This is a genomic window from Caldibacillus thermoamylovorans (genome assembly GCF_000751775.1).
In the GTDB taxonomy this organism is placed as follows: Bacteria; Bacillota; Bacilli; order Bacillales; family Caldibacillaceae; genus Caldifermentibacillus; species Caldifermentibacillus hisashii.
In genome coordinates, this window is the sequence record NZ_CCRF01000077.1 from 1 (window position 1) to 16757 (window position 16757).

At 39.2% G+C, this 16757-nt stretch carries 19 protein-coding genes; 8 read left to right on the forward strand and 11 right to left on the reverse strand.

All coding sequences use genetic code 11. The features are described from left to right. The 3 genes from BT1A1_RS13195 to BT1A1_RS13205 all read right to left on the reverse strand — a co-directional run. A partial coding sequence (locus BT1A1_RS13195) for a PTS sugar transporter subunit IIA (RefSeq protein WP_034772022.1) occupies window positions 1-440 on the reverse strand: 440 nt, incomplete at its 3' end. A gap of 305 nt (window positions 441-745) precedes the next feature. Then, window positions 746-2101, reverse strand: a complete 1356-nt coding sequence (locus BT1A1_RS13200; RefSeq protein ID WP_034772024.1) for a glucose-6-phosphate isomerase — start codon at window positions 2099-2101, stop codon at window positions 746-748. A 110-nt stretch (window positions 2102-2211) separates the two neighbouring features. After that, on the reverse strand, window positions 2212-3375 hold the full coding sequence (locus tag BT1A1_RS13205) for an iron-containing alcohol dehydrogenase (RefSeq protein ID WP_034772026.1): 1164 nt from the start codon (window positions 3373-3375) through the stop codon (window positions 2212-2214). A 139-nt stretch (window positions 3376-3514) separates the two neighbouring features. Between BT1A1_RS13205 and BT1A1_RS13210 the strand changes: the two genes are divergently transcribed. Continuing rightward, window positions 3515-3748 (forward strand): DUF378 domain-containing protein, encoded by a 234-nt coding sequence (locus BT1A1_RS13210; RefSeq protein WP_034772028.1) that lies wholly within the window; start codon window positions 3515-3517, stop codon window positions 3746-3748. A 203-nt stretch (window positions 3749-3951) separates the two neighbouring features. On the opposite strand, the gene BT1A1_RS13215 is transcribed toward BT1A1_RS13210, so the two are convergent. Together BT1A1_RS13215 and yugI are read right to left on the reverse strand one after the other, a co-directional pair. Then, the gene (locus BT1A1_RS13215; RefSeq protein WP_034772030.1) at window positions 3952-5151 is read right to left on the reverse strand and encodes an ornithine--oxo-acid transaminase; all 1200 of its coding nucleotides are present in this window, start codon (window positions 5149-5151) and stop codon (window positions 3952-3954) included. A gap of 478 nt (window positions 5152-5629) precedes the next feature. Further along, window positions 5630-6034: a S1 domain-containing post-transcriptional regulator GSP13 gene (gene yugI, locus BT1A1_RS13220; RefSeq protein WP_034772032.1), complete on the reverse strand. Its 405-nt coding sequence runs from the start codon at window positions 6032-6034 to the stop codon at window positions 5630-5632. A 187-nt stretch (window positions 6035-6221) separates the two neighbouring features. On the opposite strand from yugI, the gene BT1A1_RS13225 reads away from it, so the two are divergent. The 3 genes from BT1A1_RS13225 (at window position 6222) to BT1A1_RS13235 (ending at window position 8883) form a co-directional block, all read left to right on the forward strand. Further along, window positions 6222-6443 (forward strand): helix-turn-helix domain-containing protein, encoded by a 222-nt coding sequence (locus BT1A1_RS13225; protein WP_034772034.1) that lies wholly within the window; start codon window positions 6222-6224, stop codon window positions 6441-6443. Window positions 6444-6608: 165 nt separating this feature from the next. Continuing rightward, complete coding sequence (locus tag BT1A1_RS13230; protein ID WP_231553336.1) at window positions 6609-7454, forward strand: alpha/beta fold hydrolase; 846 nt, start codon at window positions 6609-6611, stop codon at window positions 7452-7454. Window positions 7455-7713: 259 nt separating this feature from the next. After that, window positions 7714-8883 carry a MalY/PatB family protein gene (locus tag BT1A1_RS13235; protein ID WP_034772036.1) on the forward strand — a complete coding sequence of 390 codons (1170 nt, stop codon included), beginning with the start codon at window positions 7714-7716 and terminating at the stop codon, window positions 8881-8883. 282 nt (window positions 8884-9165) lie between these two features. Here the strand turns inward: BT1A1_RS13235 and BT1A1_RS13240 are convergent, their stop codons facing one another. Both BT1A1_RS13240 and BT1A1_RS13245 read right to left on the reverse strand, forming a co-directional pair. Further along, a complete protein-coding gene (locus BT1A1_RS13240) occupies window positions 9166-9357 on the reverse strand; it encodes a hypothetical protein (protein WP_034772039.1) in 192 nt (63 codons plus the stop codon). 226 nt (window positions 9358-9583) lie between these two features. Beyond that, entirely contained in the window at window positions 9584-10183 is a 600-nt protein-coding gene (locus tag BT1A1_RS13245; RefSeq protein ID WP_034772041.1) for a peptidylprolyl isomerase, read from the reverse strand. Between the two features lie 304 nt (window positions 10184-10487). On the opposite strand from BT1A1_RS13245, the gene asnB reads away from it, so the two are divergent. Both asnB and BT1A1_RS13260 read left to right on the forward strand, forming a co-directional pair. Next, window positions 10488-12335: an asparagine synthase (glutamine-hydrolyzing) gene (gene asnB / locus BT1A1_RS13250; protein ID WP_034772043.1), complete on the forward strand. Its 1848-nt coding sequence runs from the start codon at window positions 10488-10490 to the stop codon at window positions 12333-12335. Window positions 12336-12744: 409 nt separating this feature from the next. Next, window positions 12745-13125, forward strand: coding sequence for a kinase-associated lipoprotein KapB (locus BT1A1_RS13260; RefSeq protein WP_034772047.1), 381 nt, complete (start codon window positions 12745-12747; stop codon window positions 13123-13125). 192 nt (window positions 13126-13317) lie between these two features. On the opposite strand, the gene BT1A1_RS19100 is transcribed toward BT1A1_RS13260, so the two are convergent. The 3 genes from BT1A1_RS19100 to BT1A1_RS18755 all read right to left on the reverse strand — a co-directional run bounded on the left by BT1A1_RS19100 (window position 13318) and on the right by BT1A1_RS18755 (window position 13974). Beyond that, window positions 13318-13455 carry a hypothetical protein gene (locus BT1A1_RS19100; protein ID WP_197057102.1) on the reverse strand — a complete coding sequence of 46 codons (138 nt, stop codon included), beginning with the start codon at window positions 13453-13455 and terminating at the stop codon, window positions 13318-13320. A gap of 226 nt (window positions 13456-13681) precedes the next feature. Then, window positions 13682-13819: a hypothetical protein gene (locus BT1A1_RS18750; protein ID WP_156103238.1), complete on the reverse strand. Its 138-nt coding sequence runs from the start codon at window positions 13817-13819 to the stop codon at window positions 13682-13684. Further along, complete coding sequence (locus tag BT1A1_RS18755) at window positions 13816-13974, reverse strand: hypothetical protein (protein WP_156103239.1); 159 nt, start codon at window positions 13972-13974, stop codon at window positions 13816-13818. Before BT1A1_RS18755 ends, BT1A1_RS18750 begins: the two co-directional genes overlap by 4 nt. Window positions 13975-14143: 169 nt before the next feature. On the opposite strand from BT1A1_RS18755, the gene BT1A1_RS13265 reads away from it, so the two are divergent. Then, window positions 14144-15367: an MFS transporter gene (locus BT1A1_RS13265; RefSeq protein WP_034772050.1), complete on the forward strand. Its 1224-nt coding sequence runs from the start codon at window positions 14144-14146 to the stop codon at window positions 15365-15367. A 195-nt stretch (window positions 15368-15562) separates the two neighbouring features. Further along, complete coding sequence (locus tag BT1A1_RS13270; protein WP_034772052.1) at window positions 15563-15949, forward strand: hotdog fold thioesterase; 387 nt, start codon at window positions 15563-15565, stop codon at window positions 15947-15949. A gap of 292 nt (window positions 15950-16241) precedes the next feature. On the opposite strand, the gene BT1A1_RS13275 is transcribed toward BT1A1_RS13270, so the two are convergent. After that, window positions 16242-16757, reverse strand: coding sequence for an SMI1/KNR4 family protein (locus tag BT1A1_RS13275; RefSeq protein WP_034772054.1), 516 nt, complete (start codon window positions 16755-16757; stop codon window positions 16242-16244).

Genomic DNA, 16757 nt, shown 5'->3' on the forward strand with positions numbered 1-16757 from the left:
TTTTCAATTTTCTCCATTTTATCCGTATTTGTTATGATAATTGGAATGATTGTACTTTTTGCCTTTTCCTTAACCAACTCCAGGTCAAACGTTACAAGAACATCGCCAACCTTTACTTTTTCTCCCTGGCTAACATGGGCATTAAATCCTTCACCATTCATAGCAACTGTTTCCAAGCCGATGTGAATTAAAATTTCAACACCATTATTGGTTTTAATGCCTATTGCATGTTTTGTCGGGAAAACTTGAATTATTTCTCCATCCACAGGCGATACGATCTTCCCTTCTATTGGTTCAATCGCAATTCCATCCCCCATCATTTTTTCTGAAAAAACGGGGTCAGGTACATCTTCTAATTTCACGATAGTACCTGAAGCATATGCTTTTAACTCTACAGTTTTCGGTATGGTTGTATTCTTGCTGAAAAATTTTTTAAACATAGAAATCCTTCCTTTAAATCGCAAGTGTTTTTATTGTTTAGAGAATGTTCAAAAACTTTAAAGAAAATTTATAAGCTTGCATCCGATATTCCAAGGATGCGCTTCTTCCTTATTGTGAACACGTACTTATTATTTTATCATAACATAATTGTATCCTTACCCAAAATTCTTGTATTTTTTAAGGCACCTCAGTATTTTTGCTAAAAAAATGAAAACCGAATACATTGATTTATCGCATCCGGTTTTCCCAATAATATCGACATGTTGACACAGATAATTAGGCAACCATCTTACCAGTCTATATATTACGACTGCAAACGTTTTTCCAATTCAGCCTTCTTTTCTTCAAAGCCCGGTTTGCCAAGTAAAGCGAACATGTTGACTTTGTATGCTTCAACACCCGGTTGGTCGAATGGGTTGACGCCAAGTAAGTAACCACTTATAGCACAAGCCTTTTCAAAGAAGTAGACTAAGTAACCGAATGTGTAGGCATCCATTTGCGGAATTGTCACAACTAAGTTTGGTACATTTCCGTCTGTGTGGGCCAAAATCGTTCCTTCAAAAGCTTTGGTGTTGACAAAATCAACTGTTTTTCCAGCCAAGTAGTTTAAACCGTCCAAATCGTTGTCTTCAGCTTCAATCACCAATTCATGGCGAGGTTTGTCCACTTTAATGACTGTTTCAAATATGTCGCGACGGCCTTCTTGCACGTATTGACCTAAAGAGTGCAAGTCCGTTGAAAAGTTTGCCGAAGAAGGATAAATTCCTTTTTGGTCTTTTCCTTCACTTTCACCAAATAGTTGTTTCCACCATTCAGCGAAATATTGCAAACCCGGTTCATAATTAATGAGCATTTCAATGGTTTTGCCTTTATTATATAAAATATTACGGACGGCAGCGTATTGATAAGCCAGGTTTTCTTCCAATTCCGAGCTGGCAAAATCTTCACGTGCTTTGGCTGCTCCCTTCATCATCTCTTCAATATTGACGCCACTTACGGCGATAGGCAGAAGTCCGACCGCAGTCAATACTGAGTATCTTCCACCAATATCATCCGGTACAACAAAGGTTTCATAGCCTTCTTCCGTAGCTAAAGTTTTCAAAGCGCCACGAGCCCGGTCTGTTGTTGCATAGATCCTTTTTCGTGCTTCATCCACTCCGTATTTTTCTTGTAAAAGTTTACGAAAGATCCGGAAAGCAATAGCCGGTTCCGTCGTTGTACCGGATTTTGAAATCACATTGATAGACCAGTCTTTCCCCTCAAGTAAATCAATCACATCCGTTAAATAACTGGAACTGATATTGTTTCCGGCAAAAATTACTTGCGGAGTACCACCGCGTTTTTCTTTTGGCATAGCATTGTAAAAACTATGATTCAACATTTCAATGGCTGCACGGGCGCCGAGATAAGAACCGCCTATTCCGATAACGATCAATACATCGGAGTCGTTTTTAATTTTTTCAGCTGCTTTTAATATCCGGGCAAATTCTTCTTTATCATAGTTAACCGGCAGATCAATCCAGCCGCGAAAATCGTTGCCGGCACCTGTTCCTTCATGTAAGGCATGGTGTGAAACTTTTACTAAATCTTTCATTTGCGTTAATTCATGTGGTTTAAAAAACGATAACGCTTTTGAATAATCAAATTGAATATGTGTCATGTCAGAACTAACCTCCTGTAACTTCTTATTCTATTTTACTCTAGCGAATGAAGATGGAATTGGCAAGCTTTGGAAGAAAAACGGTATGTATTGTTAAAGAATTGTCAAATTTATAAGCTTGCCCGATAAATTGCTTCTGTATCTTCTGCATTTAATCTCGTGAAATTGCCATATTCCCCGTTTTTCATAGCCCGGTCTACAAGCAAATCAATTTTGCTGTCGTCAATGCCATAATCGGACAGGCGGCTTGGAGCACCGATGCTATTCCAAAATTCTCGTAATTTTTCAATACCTGCAAGTCCGACCTGTTCATCAGCTTTTCCGGTTGGATCGACCCCAAATACGCGTACGGCCAGTTGTTTGAAGCGTTCCGGTTTTACGTGTAAATTATGCTTCATCCAGTTCGGGAAAAGAATCGCTAATCCCCCACCATGTGGAATATCATAGACAGCTGATACGGCATGTTCGAGATTATGCGTTGCCCAGTCACCGCGGAAGCCCATTTGCACCATCCCATTTAACGCCATCGTTCCACAGTACAAAATCGTTTCCCTGTACTCGTAGTTTTCCAAATCATTGAGTAATTTTGGTGCTGTTTCCATCACTGTTTGTAAAAGCGACTCACACATCCGGTCTTGCAATGGCGTATTTTCATCTAGGTGGAAATAATGTTCAAATGTGTGGGCCATCATATCCACAACACCGTAAATGGTTTGATTTTTCGGAACAGTGAATGTATTAACCGGATCTAGGATTGAAAATTTTGGAAAAACAAATGGGGATCCCCAGCCGTACTTTTCTTTTGTCTCCCAATTTGTGATTACGGATCCGGAATTCATTTCTGATCCTGTTGCCGCTAATGTTAGTATTGTTCCAAAAGGTAGGGCATCTGATACAGGCGCTTTTTTAATAACAAGGTCCCACGCATCACCGTCATATTTGCTGCCTGCCGCAATCGCTTTTGTACAATCGATGACACTGCCACCACCAACGGCTAAAAGAAATTCAATCCCTTCCTTTTTACAAATATCGACTCCTCTTCGAACCGTTGAGATTCTTGGATTCGGTTCAACACCGCTCACTTCATAAATTTCCGCGTTGATATCATTCAGTATGCCGACAACTTGATCATAAAGACCATTTTTCTTAATGCTGCCGCCGCCGTATACAAGCAGCACTTTTTTTCCATATTTCGGGACTTCATCTCGTAGTTTTTCTACTGTTCCCCGACCGAATATTAACTTTGTCGGATTATAATATGTAAAATTTCTCATATCAATCGCCTCCTTATTTTCCATTATAATATAAAGTTTTACCAAGTTATATTAAGTTTTTTTTACTTCACATGCATAGATTTTCTATTTTTTCACCATTCTATTAATGAAATGATTTTTTACTATTGGAGGGATAATTATGAGCGGTTTACAGCGAATCGCACTATTGTTAACCATTATCGGAGCAATCAACTGGGGGCTAATCGGTTTATTTCAATTTGACTTGGTGGCCGCAATCTTTGGCGGACAATCTTCGTTAATTTCTCGTATTGTTTACAGCCTTGTTGGTATTGCCGGGTTAATTAATCTTGGTCTCTTGTTCATGTCAAATGGAGAAGTAGAACGTTCCGCTGAACCAAGAACAACCAGATAATATCGTATCTGAAAGTAAAGAAAACTCGGGCGTCCGAGCCTTTATGCGAGAGCAGAGCCGTAGTTCAGCGAAAAAACATTTTCGCTTGCGAGGTAATGCTACCGAAGTCACTCTAGTGCAGCGTTAGGAAAGTCCTGCTATTAGCTAAAAAAACCGGGGCTATATGCCAACCGGTTTTTTTAGTACGTTAAGGAAACAGTGCTTCAAGAGTGAAGTACATTTTCAATTTTATCAAATGCCCAGTCCAATTCGTCCTTTGTGATAATAAGTGGTGGGGCAAATCGAATAACATTTTCATGGGTTTCTTTACAAAGTAGCCCGACCTCTTTCAGTTGTTCACAATACAGACGTGCCGGTTCATCCAGTTCAACACCAATAAACAAGCCACGTCCCCGAACTTCTTTTATATGGGGATTTGAAATCGTCTTCAATTTACCGATAAAATATTCCCCCAGTTCTAATGAACGTGCAGGTAAATCTTCCTCCACAATTACATCAAGGGCTGCAATGGAAACGGCACAGGCCAATGGATTACCGCCAAATGTCGAACCGTGCGAACCCGGATTGAAAACGCCAAGTATGTCATCATTGGCTGCTACACAAGAAATTGGCATAACCCCTCCGCCAAGTGCTTTTCCTAAAATATATACATCCGGCTTGACTCCTTCCCAATCACAGGCAAACATTTTACCGCTTCTGCCTAAACCGGATTGGATTTCATCAGCCATGAACAAAATATTGTTTTCTTTACAAATTTCATAGGCTCTCTTAAGAAATCCTTCAGGTGGTACGATAATACCGGCTTCTCCCTGAATCGGTTCAATCAGGAAAGCGGCAGTATTTGGTGAAATTGCAGCCTGTAACGCATCAATATCGCCATACGGAATACGTTTTATTCCCGGCAACATTGGTCCAAAACCGCGTTTATATTCCTCTTCGGATGATAAGGAAACCGCTGTCATCGTTCTTCCGTGAAAATTCCCTTCACAAGCAATAATCTCAGCTTGATTTTGCCGGACACCTTTCACATCATAAGCCCAACGTCTTGCAGCTTTAAATGCCGTTTCAACTGCTTCGGCTCCGGTGTTCATTGGTAACACCATATCTTTTCCGGTTAATTTTGAAACTTTTTCACACCAAGGCCCTAGCTGGTCGTTATGAAAAGCCCTTGATGTAAGTGTTACTTTATCTGCCTGTTCTTTCAATGCGCGGATAATTTTTGGGTGACGATGACCTTGATTAACCGCAGAATAGGCACTTAACATATCCAAATATTTCTTTCCTTCAGGGTCCTTTACCCATACTCCTTCTGCTTCCGCAATAACAATCGGTAGCGGATGATAATTATGAGCTCCATATTTATCTGCCAGCTCCATTAATCTTTCGGATAATTGTTCCTTCATTTTTCTCCCCCCTCTCAATCAATAGTTTATCATATCCTCACGAGAGCTCAACAGGGCAATCATATGCCGCTTGCCGGAAATTTACACTTTTTTAAAATGTAAAACGAAAGTCTTCAAAAGGAGGGAAATTGCGCCAAGAATTGCGGGGAAAGTTTAGTTCCTCTGAAAATTCTCGATATTTATCATGACATGTTGTTTGGCATTGTAACGCAGTCAACTTTGAGCTCCTCGGCAAAAGTCCACCATCCTTTCCCAAACATGTTTGGCAATGGTAATTCCGTCACCACAAGCCCCTAAACATAAATTCTCCATACAGCCAATTGCAGAAAAACTCAAGCTTTTTCCCGAACTTCTTGAAATCCTCTTTTAACAAATAAAAGTATAGCATCTATATACTATACTGTTGTAAAGCAACGATATTCCGAATCACCAAAAATTTCATGGAGTAAATCGACGAAATTAAATCCTTATACAGCGACTATTTCTTCTGAATCATACCTTCATTCTTTTTTGATTCTTCAATCCACTCGGTAAGTTTTTCTTTCAGCGAATTAAACCCTTGACTGGATGAGGCAAGTAGCTCTTCTAAATGATCTTTATTATATTCCTTATGACGGGGATTTTTTTCATTATGGTCCGAATCGGTAACTGCCTTTAATGATAAACTAATTTTTCCACTCTCTTCATCAATCGCTATAACTTTAACAGAAACCTCATCGCCTACTTCTAAATAATCATGAATATCTTTTACATACCCATTGGTTATCTCAGAAATATGAATAAGTCCTTGCCGATCCTCACCGATTGCAATAAACGCACCATATGGCTGTATCCCTGAAACTTTTCCTTTTACAATACTACCCACTTCAATTTTTTCATTCATGAAAACACTCCTAAGTCTAAAATCCATTATAATATTTTACCATATACAAAATTGTTTTTCAAAACTTGGTAACAACTTTTGGAAATTTTAATATGTTTAAATTTCTAAAAAATGTCACTATTTTAAATGAAACCAAGAAACAAATTATAGTATAATTAACTTAGAAATATGACGAGGAGGGGTAAAGATGCTTACAATTGGACAAAAAATAATGGAATGTCGGGAAAATTTTAATATGTCTCAAGAAGAACTGGCAATGCGGATTCGAAAAAGTTTAAAAATGGTTCAACAGTTGGAAGAAAATCAAATGACCCCTGATCAAGATACCCTTTTTAATTTATCCAGTGTATTGGATATTCCAATTTCAGACCTGATCGATTGCTGTAATGAACAAAAAATACTTCATTAATCAAGAATTTTTTTCAAGATATGTATATATTTAGTCATTTAAGGCAAAACTACAACTACTAGGCTTTCAAGTATTCCCCCCTTTTTGATGTGGACAACCTATTTTGGTTTGTCCTTTTTTATTTGCCTTTTATCCGAACAACTTAGCTTCTGGAGGGAAAAAATTGTGGTTACGCCATTAATCAACACGAAAAAATACGTTAATGTCAGAGAAATTAATGGAATTGATTTTTACTATGAACATTATCAAAACCGAAATGCAACAAAAACCCTATTTTTCATTCATGGTTTCCTTTCATCAAGTTTTAGTTTTCGCTACGTAATTCCTGAATTAATGGATTCATATGAAATTGTTTCAGTTGACTTCCCCCCTTTTGGCAATAGTGGAAAAACGTTGGACTTCACTTATTCTTATAAAAATATAACTGTATCGCTGTTAAAATTAATTCATGTTCTAAACTTAAAAAATGTTTCGATCATTGGTCACTCGATGGGCGGACAAATTGGTCTTCATATGCTTTATCAAAGTCCGGAAACTTTTGAAAAGGCGGTCTTGTTGGCAGGTTCCGCGTATTTAAAACAGGTTCGAAAATCGCTTATTGCCCTCAGTTATTTGCCGTTTTCCGGTATGTTTGTGAAAAGATGGTTAATCAAATCAGGCGGTGTTGAAGGAAATTTAGCCAAAGTGGTTTATAATAAATCTATTATCACCGATGAAATGGTAAAAGGATATTTGGAGCCTTTTATCAAATATGACAATATATTCCGTGCCCTAGCAAAATTTATTCGTGACCGAGAAGATGACCTGCTGCAACCAATTCTAAAAAAAATAAAGACTCCGATCCTCCTTGTTTGGGGAGATTCCGATAAAATTGTACCTATTGTCGTCGGTAAACGGTTGAAAAATGATTTGCCTGACTCAGAATTAGTTATTTTGCCAAAAACCGGACATCTCATCCCTGAAGAAAGACCGGAACGAACCGTTGAACTGATAAAAAAATTTATTCAATGATATAGGTTTTGGGTGGCTTGTTAAAACTGGACATCTAATACTAATCCGGTCAACTGATAAAAAATAAAGGCTTTGCGTGGCTAAATCGGGGAACCGGATATCTATTCTGAACAGAATAAACTATTGAACTGATTAAATTTCGCTCAGGCTCAATCGGGTAGCTTGCCAAATCCGGCATTTTCTTTTTACAGATAGACCAGAATAAACAATTTATTATAATCGAATTGAATGTGTTATGATTAGAGAAAAAATGGGGGGAATGAACATGAAAGAATTTGATACATTTATAGAACGGAAAGGTACAGACTCCGTGAAGTGGAATGCTTTAAAAACCATTTACGGTACGGATGACCTGCTGCCTATGTGGGTGGCCGATATGGACTTTGCCTCGCCGCCGGAAATTACTGAAGCCATAGAAACGCGGGCCCGTCATGGTGTTTTTGGATATGGGCAAGCTTCACCGGATGTTTTCCAAGCTGTAAAAAATTGGGTTCATAAGCGGTACCAATGGGATCTTGAAGAAAATTGGCTTCTTCCCAGTCCCGGTGTCGTTACCGCTTTGGGTTTCGCCATCCAGGCTTTGACGGAAGAAGGCGATAAAATCTTAATTCAAACACCGGTATATCATCCTTTTTATCATATGATCGAAAATAATCACCGCATCGTTGTGAAAAATCCATTACTTTTACATAACGGAAAATATGAAATTGATTTTGCAGATTTTGAAGCAAAATTAAAATCCGGGGTGAAGCTGTTTATTTTATGTAATCCGCATAATCCGGTCGGGCGTGTTTGGCGTCGAGAAGAGTTGGAGAAACTCGGTGACCTTTGTCATAAATATAGCGCCAAAATTGTTTCAGATGAAATTCATGCCGACATTATTTATAAACCGAATCAACATATTCCGATTGCCAGTTTAAGCTCGAAATTACAAGAATTGACCATTACCTGCATCGCACCGAGTAAAACGTTTAATATTCCGGGCTTGCAGGCGTCATTAATGATCATTCCCAATGCTGAATTGCGTAAAAAGGTGCAAAGTGTGCAAGGAAAAATTAGTTTTCACGGACTAAACATATTTGGTCGCATCGCATTAGAAGCCGCATATAAACACGGTGAAGCGTGGCTTGAAAACTTGCTTACCTACTTACAAGACAATCGCGACTATGCGCTGCAGTTTATTGAACAGGAAATTCCGTCGGTGAAGGCCATCTCCCCGGAAGGAACGTATTTACTGTGGATTGACTGTCGCAGCCTCGGGTTATCTGACAACGACTTAAAAAAATTGTTGGTAGAAAAAGGAAAATTAGCTTTGGAACCGGGCGGCAAGTATGGTGTCGAGGGTGAAGGATTTGTCCGGATGAATATCGGCTGCCCGCGATCATTGCTGGAAGATGGGCTGAGACGTTTAAAAAAGGCTTTATCTTAAACTTGGTTTAAAGCGAGGTCGCCAGAAAACTTGACTGTAGAGTGGCTCGATGAACAAGCTTTTGCGAGAACTTATAGAGTGGCTCGATGCAGATTTTTATAAAATTGGTCTCGAATACTTTTTCGAAAATTCGCCTGTATTTGTCCTTTAAAATCTGATACAGCATAAATAAAAGGGGTGTCCGAAAAGTCATTTTTTCGACTTTTGGATGCCCCTTTCATGCTTTAAAAGATTGAAACATCATATGTTTATTAGGGGATTTCTACTTTCCGGACAACCCCTTCACCGTTTTCTCCCCGTTTCATCCAAATTCTGTTTAATTTGCTCTTCTAATTCCTTTGTCCGCAGTTCTTCCTTTTTTGAGTATTTAATAATCCAAAGAAAAGTGAGGATGCAAAAAATCAAAAAGATTGCAAATGAAATTAGCGCCGGAATATATTCTGATTTATCTTCCGGAAAATAGAGATAAAGCATCCTAAAACACCCCTAATATTCGTTCAATTTCTATAATTATAGCAATTTTTCAGATACGTTGTAAGGAAAACTCGGCGACTGCCAAGCCTTAAAGCGATGGCAGAGCCGTAGTTGGGCTTATGCGTTAGGAAAGTAGAAATTGAAAAATTTATACTTTCCTATTAGCTATTAGCCAAAAAAGGAAATCGGGTCGCTACCGATACAAATAGTCGACCCTTCCATATGATTATTCGGCGACAGTAATTTTCTCAATTACAACATTTTCAATTGGACGGTCTCCGGCACCGGTCGGAACGGTAGCGATTTTATCAACAATATCCATCCCTTCGATAACTTGCCCAAATACAGTATGACGGAAATCGAGCCATGGTGTCCCGCCGTTTTGTTGATAATGCTCTATAATTTCATCCGGATAACCGGCACGTTTCATTTGATCGGCAAAACCCGGATCCATATCTTGTTTTTGTACAATAAAAAATTGGCTTCCGTTCGTATTCGGCCCGGCATTCGCCATACTTAAAGCTCCACGGAAATTGAACAAGTCCGGGGAAAACTCATCTTCAAACGAATGACCGTAAATACTTTCCCCACCCATACCGGTTCCGGTCGGGTCTCCTCCTTGAATCATGAAATCTTTAATCACACGATGGAAAATAATCCCTTCATAATAACCATTTTTTGCATGGGTAACGAAATTTTCCACTGTTTTTGGCGCATATTCAGGAAATAATTTCAATTTAATTGTCCCTTGATTGGTCACCATTTCAGCGACAATTTCATTTGCTTGCACTTCCGGAGTAAATTGTGGATACATTTTTTCGCTCATTCCTTCATCTCCTTAATTAATGGGATTCAACCCGATAAGTCAAAATATTATGTAAAGTTTCCTCGCATGAATCGCCACTTTTTTCCTTTACCTTTCTGTATGGTAAAACATCTGAATCACATTATCAAGTTTTCTTAACTTTTATTTGATTTTTTAGGCTTATCTTTTGAAAAATATCTCGTTTTGATCAAATCGCAAACTTATCCAATGGTAGTTTTGTTAACAGGAAATTTTTTCCTATAGGCACATTTTTATCCCTTTAAAAATAAAATATTTTATCGTTGCAAAGAAGGGGTGTTTATCAATGTGCGGTATTACAGCTTGGATTGACTTCCGAAAAAATTTAAAAGGTGAATATGATACGGTAAGAAAGATGACGGAAACATTATCAAAACGCGGACCCGATGACACAAATATTTTTATTGATTCACATGTCGCTTTCGGTCATAAACGATTAGTTGTTGTCGACCCAATCGGAGGCCGGCAGCCGATGACAAAAATATTTGAAGGCAAAACCTATACAATGATTTATAATGGTGAGTTATATAATACTGAAGACATTCGGCGAGAGTTGATAAAAAGAGGCCATCAGTTCAAAGGCCATTCGGATACAGAAGTGTTACTTACCTCTTATATTGAATGGGAGGAAGATTGTGTCCGCCATTTGAACGGAATTTTTGCCTTTGTCATTTGGGATGAAGCAGAAGAAAAAATCTTTGCAGCGCGTGATCGGCTTGGAGTAAAACCATTTTTTTACAGTGAAAAGGGCAGTTCTTTAATTATTGGTTCGGAAATAAAAGCGATTCTTGCCCATCCGGATGTTGAGGCAAAAATTGGCTTTGACGGATTATCGGAAGTCTTAGCTTTAGGACCTTCCCATACTCCCGGACATGGCATTTTTAAAGGAGTCATGGAATTGCGCCCGGCCCATGCCCTCACTTTTACCCGGGATGGCTTGAAAGTTTGGCGTTATTGGCAGGTGAAAAGTGAGCCACACCCGGATTCTGTGGATGAGACGGTTGAAAAGGTACGTTCTCTAGTGAGAGATGCCGTTGTTCGTCAGCTTGTTTCCGATGTGCCGGTCTGTACATTTTTGTCCGGCGGTGTGGACTCCAGCGCAATTACCGCGATTGCGGCGGAGCATTTTGCCAAAGAAGGAAAAGGCCGACTTCACACGTACTCCATTGATTATGAAGGGAATGACCAGTATTTTCATGCAACTGAATTTCAACCAAACTCAGATGCTAAGTACATCCAGTTGATGTCAGATACATTTCATACGGTCCATCATAGATGTGTAATTTCCAATGATGAGCTTGTTGAATACTTAACTGAGGCAGTCCTTGTCCGTGATTTACCCGGAATGGCAGACATTGATTCTTCCTTGTTATGGTTTTGCCGGGAAATAAAAAAGGATTTTGTTGTAAGTCTTTCAGGAGAATGTGCCGATGAAATTTTTGGCGGCTATCCGTGGTTTCATAAAAAACATGAGCTTTCATCCAGCCAATTTCCGTGGATGCGATCAATTAATGCTCGTAATCATTTATTGAGTGAAGGGTGGCGTCAAAAATTAAACATCAATGAATATATCGAGGCTCGGTACTTAGAATCGGTAACAGAAACGCCGCTACTCAATGGAGAATCTGCTGATGAGGTGGGGCGCCGGCAATTATTCTATTTAAATATGATATGGTTCATGACAACCTTGCTTGAGCGGAAAGACCGGATGAGTATGGGGGCGAGCCTCGAGGTCCGCGTCCCGTTTGCCGATCACCGGCTAGTCGAGTATGTTTGGAATATTCCATGGGAAATGAAAACATTGGGCGGTCATGAAAAAGGCATATTGAGGAAGGCTTTGGAGGACATTTTACCAAATGAAATCCTTTATCGTAAAAAAAGTCCGTATCCGAAAACCCATAATCCGGGTTATACAAAAGGAGTTATCCGGTGGCTTGAAAGTATTTTAGCAGACAAAAGTTCTCCACTCCATGAATTTTTCAAGAAAGAAACGCTTTTGGAATTGGTTCAGTCCGGTGGGGAAAAATTTGACGTCCCTTGGTTCGGGCAACTAATGACCGGTCCACAGCTTCTCGCCTTCCTCGCCCAGTTCCATGTATGGTTTAAGGAATATGGGGTGACGGTGGTAGAGTAGGATGATTATATGAGATTCATGGCAATTTTTCCTTATAAAATCGGTCAAAGCCGGAAATTATGTTTGCGAGACCGTTTCGCAAATAAAATTAGAAAATTACTTATATTTTATGTTTTGATTAGCGCCCAAAAAGGTTTGATGAAAAGATTTTCAACAAATATCGTGTGGACTTTACCGAGATGCAATTTGAGCGTTCTTTTTTGAATAATGGACTGTTTCGGTTTATATAATTCCAGTCCAAAAGCATAGGCAAATCCTTCATATTAGAGGGATTTGTTTTTTTGATGTTGGTAAAAGGTTTTTCTTTTACTGTCGAAATTCCCATCCGCGCAAAAGCCTTTTATTTTGTCATTTTGCAAATACACGCTAATATGATAAATAGAAGTATCAAACTGAAGGGAGTACTAAAATGGATACCTCAATTCAAATTGGTTCAATTGTCCGTGCACATAAGAAAACGGGGACATATATCGGGGAAGTTACTGCCATAAAAGAAAACGATTATTTAGTCCGCATTCTAGCTGTTATCAAACATCCGATGCAAGGTGATCTTCATCATCCAAAACAAGCGGATGTACCGTTTTTCCATGAACGGAAAGCGTTAAGCTACCGTGAACAAACCCCTGTCCCGAAGAACATGGTTAAACTTTATGATGGCGAGGTCCCGGACTACAAGGAATCATTAAAGGCCGCATATGATAAGTTGAAAAGTGAATTAGAAGCAGATGATTCTTTGTTTACCGAAAAAAGCTTACGGTGTCTGGAGGAATTAGCGAAGGAGTATTTTTAATAACTAAATTTGCTTATGCTATTGGAACTAAAGTAAGTAATTGAGATTCCCATTCTAATTTCGTCGCTAAACTTGAGCATCTCTCGGCTTAAAATGGTGACGAGATTGAGGCTCGTCGTCAAAAAATGGGGTTTTCCGGCTCAAAATGGTGAAGAGAATAGGTTTCGTCGCCAAAAAACGGGGTTTTCTGGCTCAAAATGGTGACGAGATTTGGTTTCGTCGCCAAAAAATGGGGTTTTCTGGCTCAAAATGGTGACGAGATTTGGTTTCGTCGTCAAAAAATGGGGTTTTCCGGCTCAAAATGGTGACGAGATTTGGTTTCGTCGTCAAAAAATGGGGTTTTCCGGCTCAAAATGGTGACGAGAACGAATCTCGTCGTCAAAATTGCGCTTTTTCCAACTCAAAATGGTGACGAGAATAGGTTTCGTCGCCAAAAAATGGGGTTTTCTGGCTCAAAATGGTGACGAGATTTGGTTTCGTCGTCAAAAAATGGGGTTTTCCGCCGCAAAATGGTGACGAGATTGAGGCTCGTCGTCAAAAAATGGGGTTTTCCGGCTCAAAATGGCGACGAGAATAGGTTTCGTCGCCAAAAAACGGTGTTTTCCGGCTCAAAATGGTGACGAGAACGCGTCTCGTCGTCAAAATTGCGCTTTTTCCAGCTTAAAATGGCGACGAGATTTGGTTTCGTCGTCAAAAATGTGGATTTCTCACCCGAATTGGCGACGAGATTGAGGCTCGTCGCCAAAAAACGGTGTTTTCCGGCTCAAAATGGTGACGAGAATAGGTTTCGTCGCCAAAAAATGGGGTTTTCCGCCTCAAAATGGTGACGAGATTGAGGCTCGTCGTCAAAAATACGACTTCCTCGCCCAAAAACGGCGACGAGATTCACTCTTATCGCCAAAAAATACCACATTTAGATAAAAAACGACCAATATTTCGAAACCCGAAAGTCTTTATTTAAGATGATAAACTATGTATAATAGTTAGAGATACGAAATATTTTATGAAGGTGATCACGATGAAAGCAGAAAAGAGAAACTTATTAATTATGTGGGTCGCCAATTTTTTAGTTGCTTCCAGTACAACGATGATTATGCCGTTTCTATCCCTTTACATTAATACAATGGGGGATTTTACCACAGAATACGTCCAAAAATGGGCAGGATATGTGTTTGGTATCACGTTTTTAACTGCATTTATTTTCTCACCCATATGGGGACGGGTTGGCGATAAGTATGGATACAAGCCCGTTTTACTAATAACAGGATTTGGGATTGCCATTAGTCTTTTCTTTATGGGCTTTATGCATACTGTCCACCAACTGTTTATTCTTAGATTTATTATGGGGGCGGTCACCGGGTTTATCCCAACATCACTAGCGATGATTGCAGCTCAAACACCGAAGAAAAAAGTTGGTGAGGTTCTGGGACTCCTGCAAACAGGGAACGTAACCGGTTCTCTCTTTGGGCCACTTATCGGCGGATTGCTGGCCGATCAATTTGGCTTTAAATATACATTTATCTATACAGCCATTGCTATATCGGTAGCTTCCTTGTTTGTTATTTTTGGAGTAAAAGAGGTTCGGCAAACAGAGAAAAAAGCCAAAACAAAAGAATTTACGAGACGGGAAGTCCTTGAATTTATTTTTCAAAAGAAAGTATTGTTTACAGTCATGATTATTTCACTGCTAGTCCAAGTAGCCAACTTCACTATTCAGCCGCTCTTGGCAATCTATGTCAATGAGTTGGCACATACGGAAAGTGTAGCCTTTTTAGCCGGACTTGCTTTTTCAGCAACCGGTTTTGGGAACTTACTGGCAACACGGCGTTGGGGTAGACTTGGAGACAAAATTGGCTATGAAAAAGTAATTATGGCTTTACTGATCGGTGGGGCCATTGTATTTATCCCTCAAGGAATGGTAACAGCCTTGTGGCAACTTGTGATCTTGCGCTTTTTGTTCGGTATGGTAACAGGAGGAATTATCCCTTGTATGACCGCTTATATCCGGCAAGTGGCACCGTTACAAGTTCAAGGTGAAGTGAACGGTTATAATGTCAGCTTCCGATTTTTAGGAAATGTCATTGGACCGGTATTAGGTGGAACCATTTCGGGATTTATCGGCATCCATTCTGTGTTTTTTGTAACAAGCGGCATCCTATCCTTCGCTTTCTTCCTCTTACTTTGGAGTGTAAAAAGAGACCAAAAAGATCTAGAACAAGGCAATTTCAGTACTTTGAATTAATTTTTCACTATTTCTCAGCAAATGTTAAGAAGGAAAAACTCAACTTTAGGGCGAATATAGATATATACCAGTGAAACTTCCATCAGTGGGCTTTTGTTTGTCCCCACCTATCGTCTTTGGAAGCTCGAAAATCCTGGGTGTAGGTCTTGACTCGCCGTTCAGGTGGGATAAAAAGTTTTTTAAGGGGGGAAGTACTTGTATTCAAAAGGATTGACAGATAGTTTAGGAATTGAAATAAAAATTTTAGAAAAAGGATTTGTAACTGCGACAATGCCGGTGGATGATAGAACGAGACAGCCGCTGGGGTATCTTCACGGAGGTGCCTCGGTTGCGCTGGCTGAAACAGTTGCAAGCGTCGGAGCCTATCTGCTGATTGATCAAGAAAATGAAACATGTTTTGGTCTGGAAATTAACGCAAATCATGTTCGTTCAAAAAGAGAAGGAATCGTTACGGCAGAAGGGAAAGTCTTGCATCAAGGCCGGACCACCCAAATTTGGGAAATCCAAATCAAGGATGAAGAGGACAAACTGATTTGTATCTCAAGATGCACGATAGCAGTTGTGCCTCTAAAGCATGACTAGCTTCCTTTGCCCAAAAGTAACATGATTTATATGGGGGATTGCGGATTAGCATTTCCATTATACAAAAGTATGTTATAAAGTGAAGCTTCCATCAGTGGACCTCTCCACTGATGGTTAATTAACCCAATCGGTGATTCAGTAACATTACTTTCAACTTTCATTATTTTATAATCGCCACGTTCAATATGGGTGATGATCCCCTCAAAGTTCAGAAATTTCCCCTAACTAAGCTGAATGAACTGCATTTGAAAAATCATCTCAAGTGTGACCATGAAATAAGGGCGTGTCTTTATTATCTAAAAGGCTGATCAAGTAACCAAAATTCATTTCCTTGAGCAATGATAAATTTATCAAGCCATTCTTGAAATGTATAATTAAATTTTTTTGAACCATCCGACAGAGAAAGGTATTGTCCCCCGTTTCTAAGATCCCGAATGTTCACGACTAAATCGGCATTGTCTAATAAATGACCAATCGGATATACATCCTCGATTTTCAAGTTATTCACATAGAAATTTTTCCCTTCAAAAATTTTATCCAAAGAATATAATTCAAGTAATGCCCGGCTACCTTTATAATCATCGGTAAACAGTTCTGCTCCATTAGATATTTTTAAAAATTGAAGATAATCCACCGGTAATGGAATACTACTATATTTTTTTAGTTCTTCATCAGTACAGGCAGGGTAAAACTTTACTTTTGAGAGAACTACATTTCCAAAATAAGTGTTCCGATACAGTGCACTATTTTTATCCAACCTATTTTTTAATGAAGTTATTAATTTTTCTATATATACTTCATTTTCCAT

Excerpts from the sequence above, each read along its gene's own strand:
- asnB (WP_034772043.1), top strand. The coding sequence starts at position 10,488 with ATGTGCGGTATTACAGCTTGGATTGACTTCCGAAAAAATTTAAAAGGT.
- BT1A1_RS13245 (WP_034772041.1), bottom strand. The coding sequence starts at position 10,183 with ATGAGCGAAAAAATGTATCCACAATTTACTCCGGAAGTGCAAGCAAAT.
- BT1A1_RS13210 (WP_034772028.1), top strand. The coding sequence starts at position 3,515 with ATGAGCGGTTTACAGCGAATCGCACTATTGTTAACCATTATCGGAGCA.
- yugI (WP_034772032.1), bottom strand. The coding sequence starts at position 6,034 with ATGAATGAAAAAATTGAAGTGGGTAGTATTGTAAAAGGAAAAGTTTCA.
- BT1A1_RS13275 (WP_034772054.1), bottom strand. The coding sequence starts at position 16,757 with ATGGAAAATGAAGTATATATAGAAAAATTAATAACTTCATTAAAAAAT.
- BT1A1_RS13235 (WP_034772036.1), top strand. The coding sequence starts at position 7,714 with ATGAACATGAAAGAATTTGATACATTTATAGAACGGAAAGGTACAGAC.
- BT1A1_RS13205 (WP_034772026.1), bottom strand. The coding sequence starts at position 3,375 with ATGAGAAATTTTACATATTATAATCCGACAAAGTTAATATTCGGTCGG.
- BT1A1_RS13215 (WP_034772030.1), bottom strand. The coding sequence starts at position 5,151 with ATGAAGGAACAATTATCCGAAAGATTAATGGAGCTGGCAGATAAATAT.
- BT1A1_RS13225 (WP_034772034.1), top strand. The coding sequence starts at position 6,222 with ATGCTTACAATTGGACAAAAAATAATGGAATGTCGGGAAAATTTTAAT.
- BT1A1_RS13240 (WP_034772039.1), bottom strand. The coding sequence starts at position 9,357 with ATGCTTTATCTCTATTTTCCGGAAGATAAATCAGAATATATTCCGGCG.
- BT1A1_RS13265 (WP_034772050.1), top strand. The coding sequence starts at position 14,144 with ATGAAAGCAGAAAAGAGAAACTTATTAATTATGTGGGTCGCCAATTTT.
- BT1A1_RS13200 (WP_034772024.1), bottom strand. The coding sequence starts at position 2,101 with ATGACACATATTCAATTTGATTATTCAAAAGCGTTATCGTTTTTTAAA.
- BT1A1_RS13260 (WP_034772047.1), top strand. The coding sequence starts at position 12,745 with ATGGATACCTCAATTCAAATTGGTTCAATTGTCCGTGCACATAAGAAA.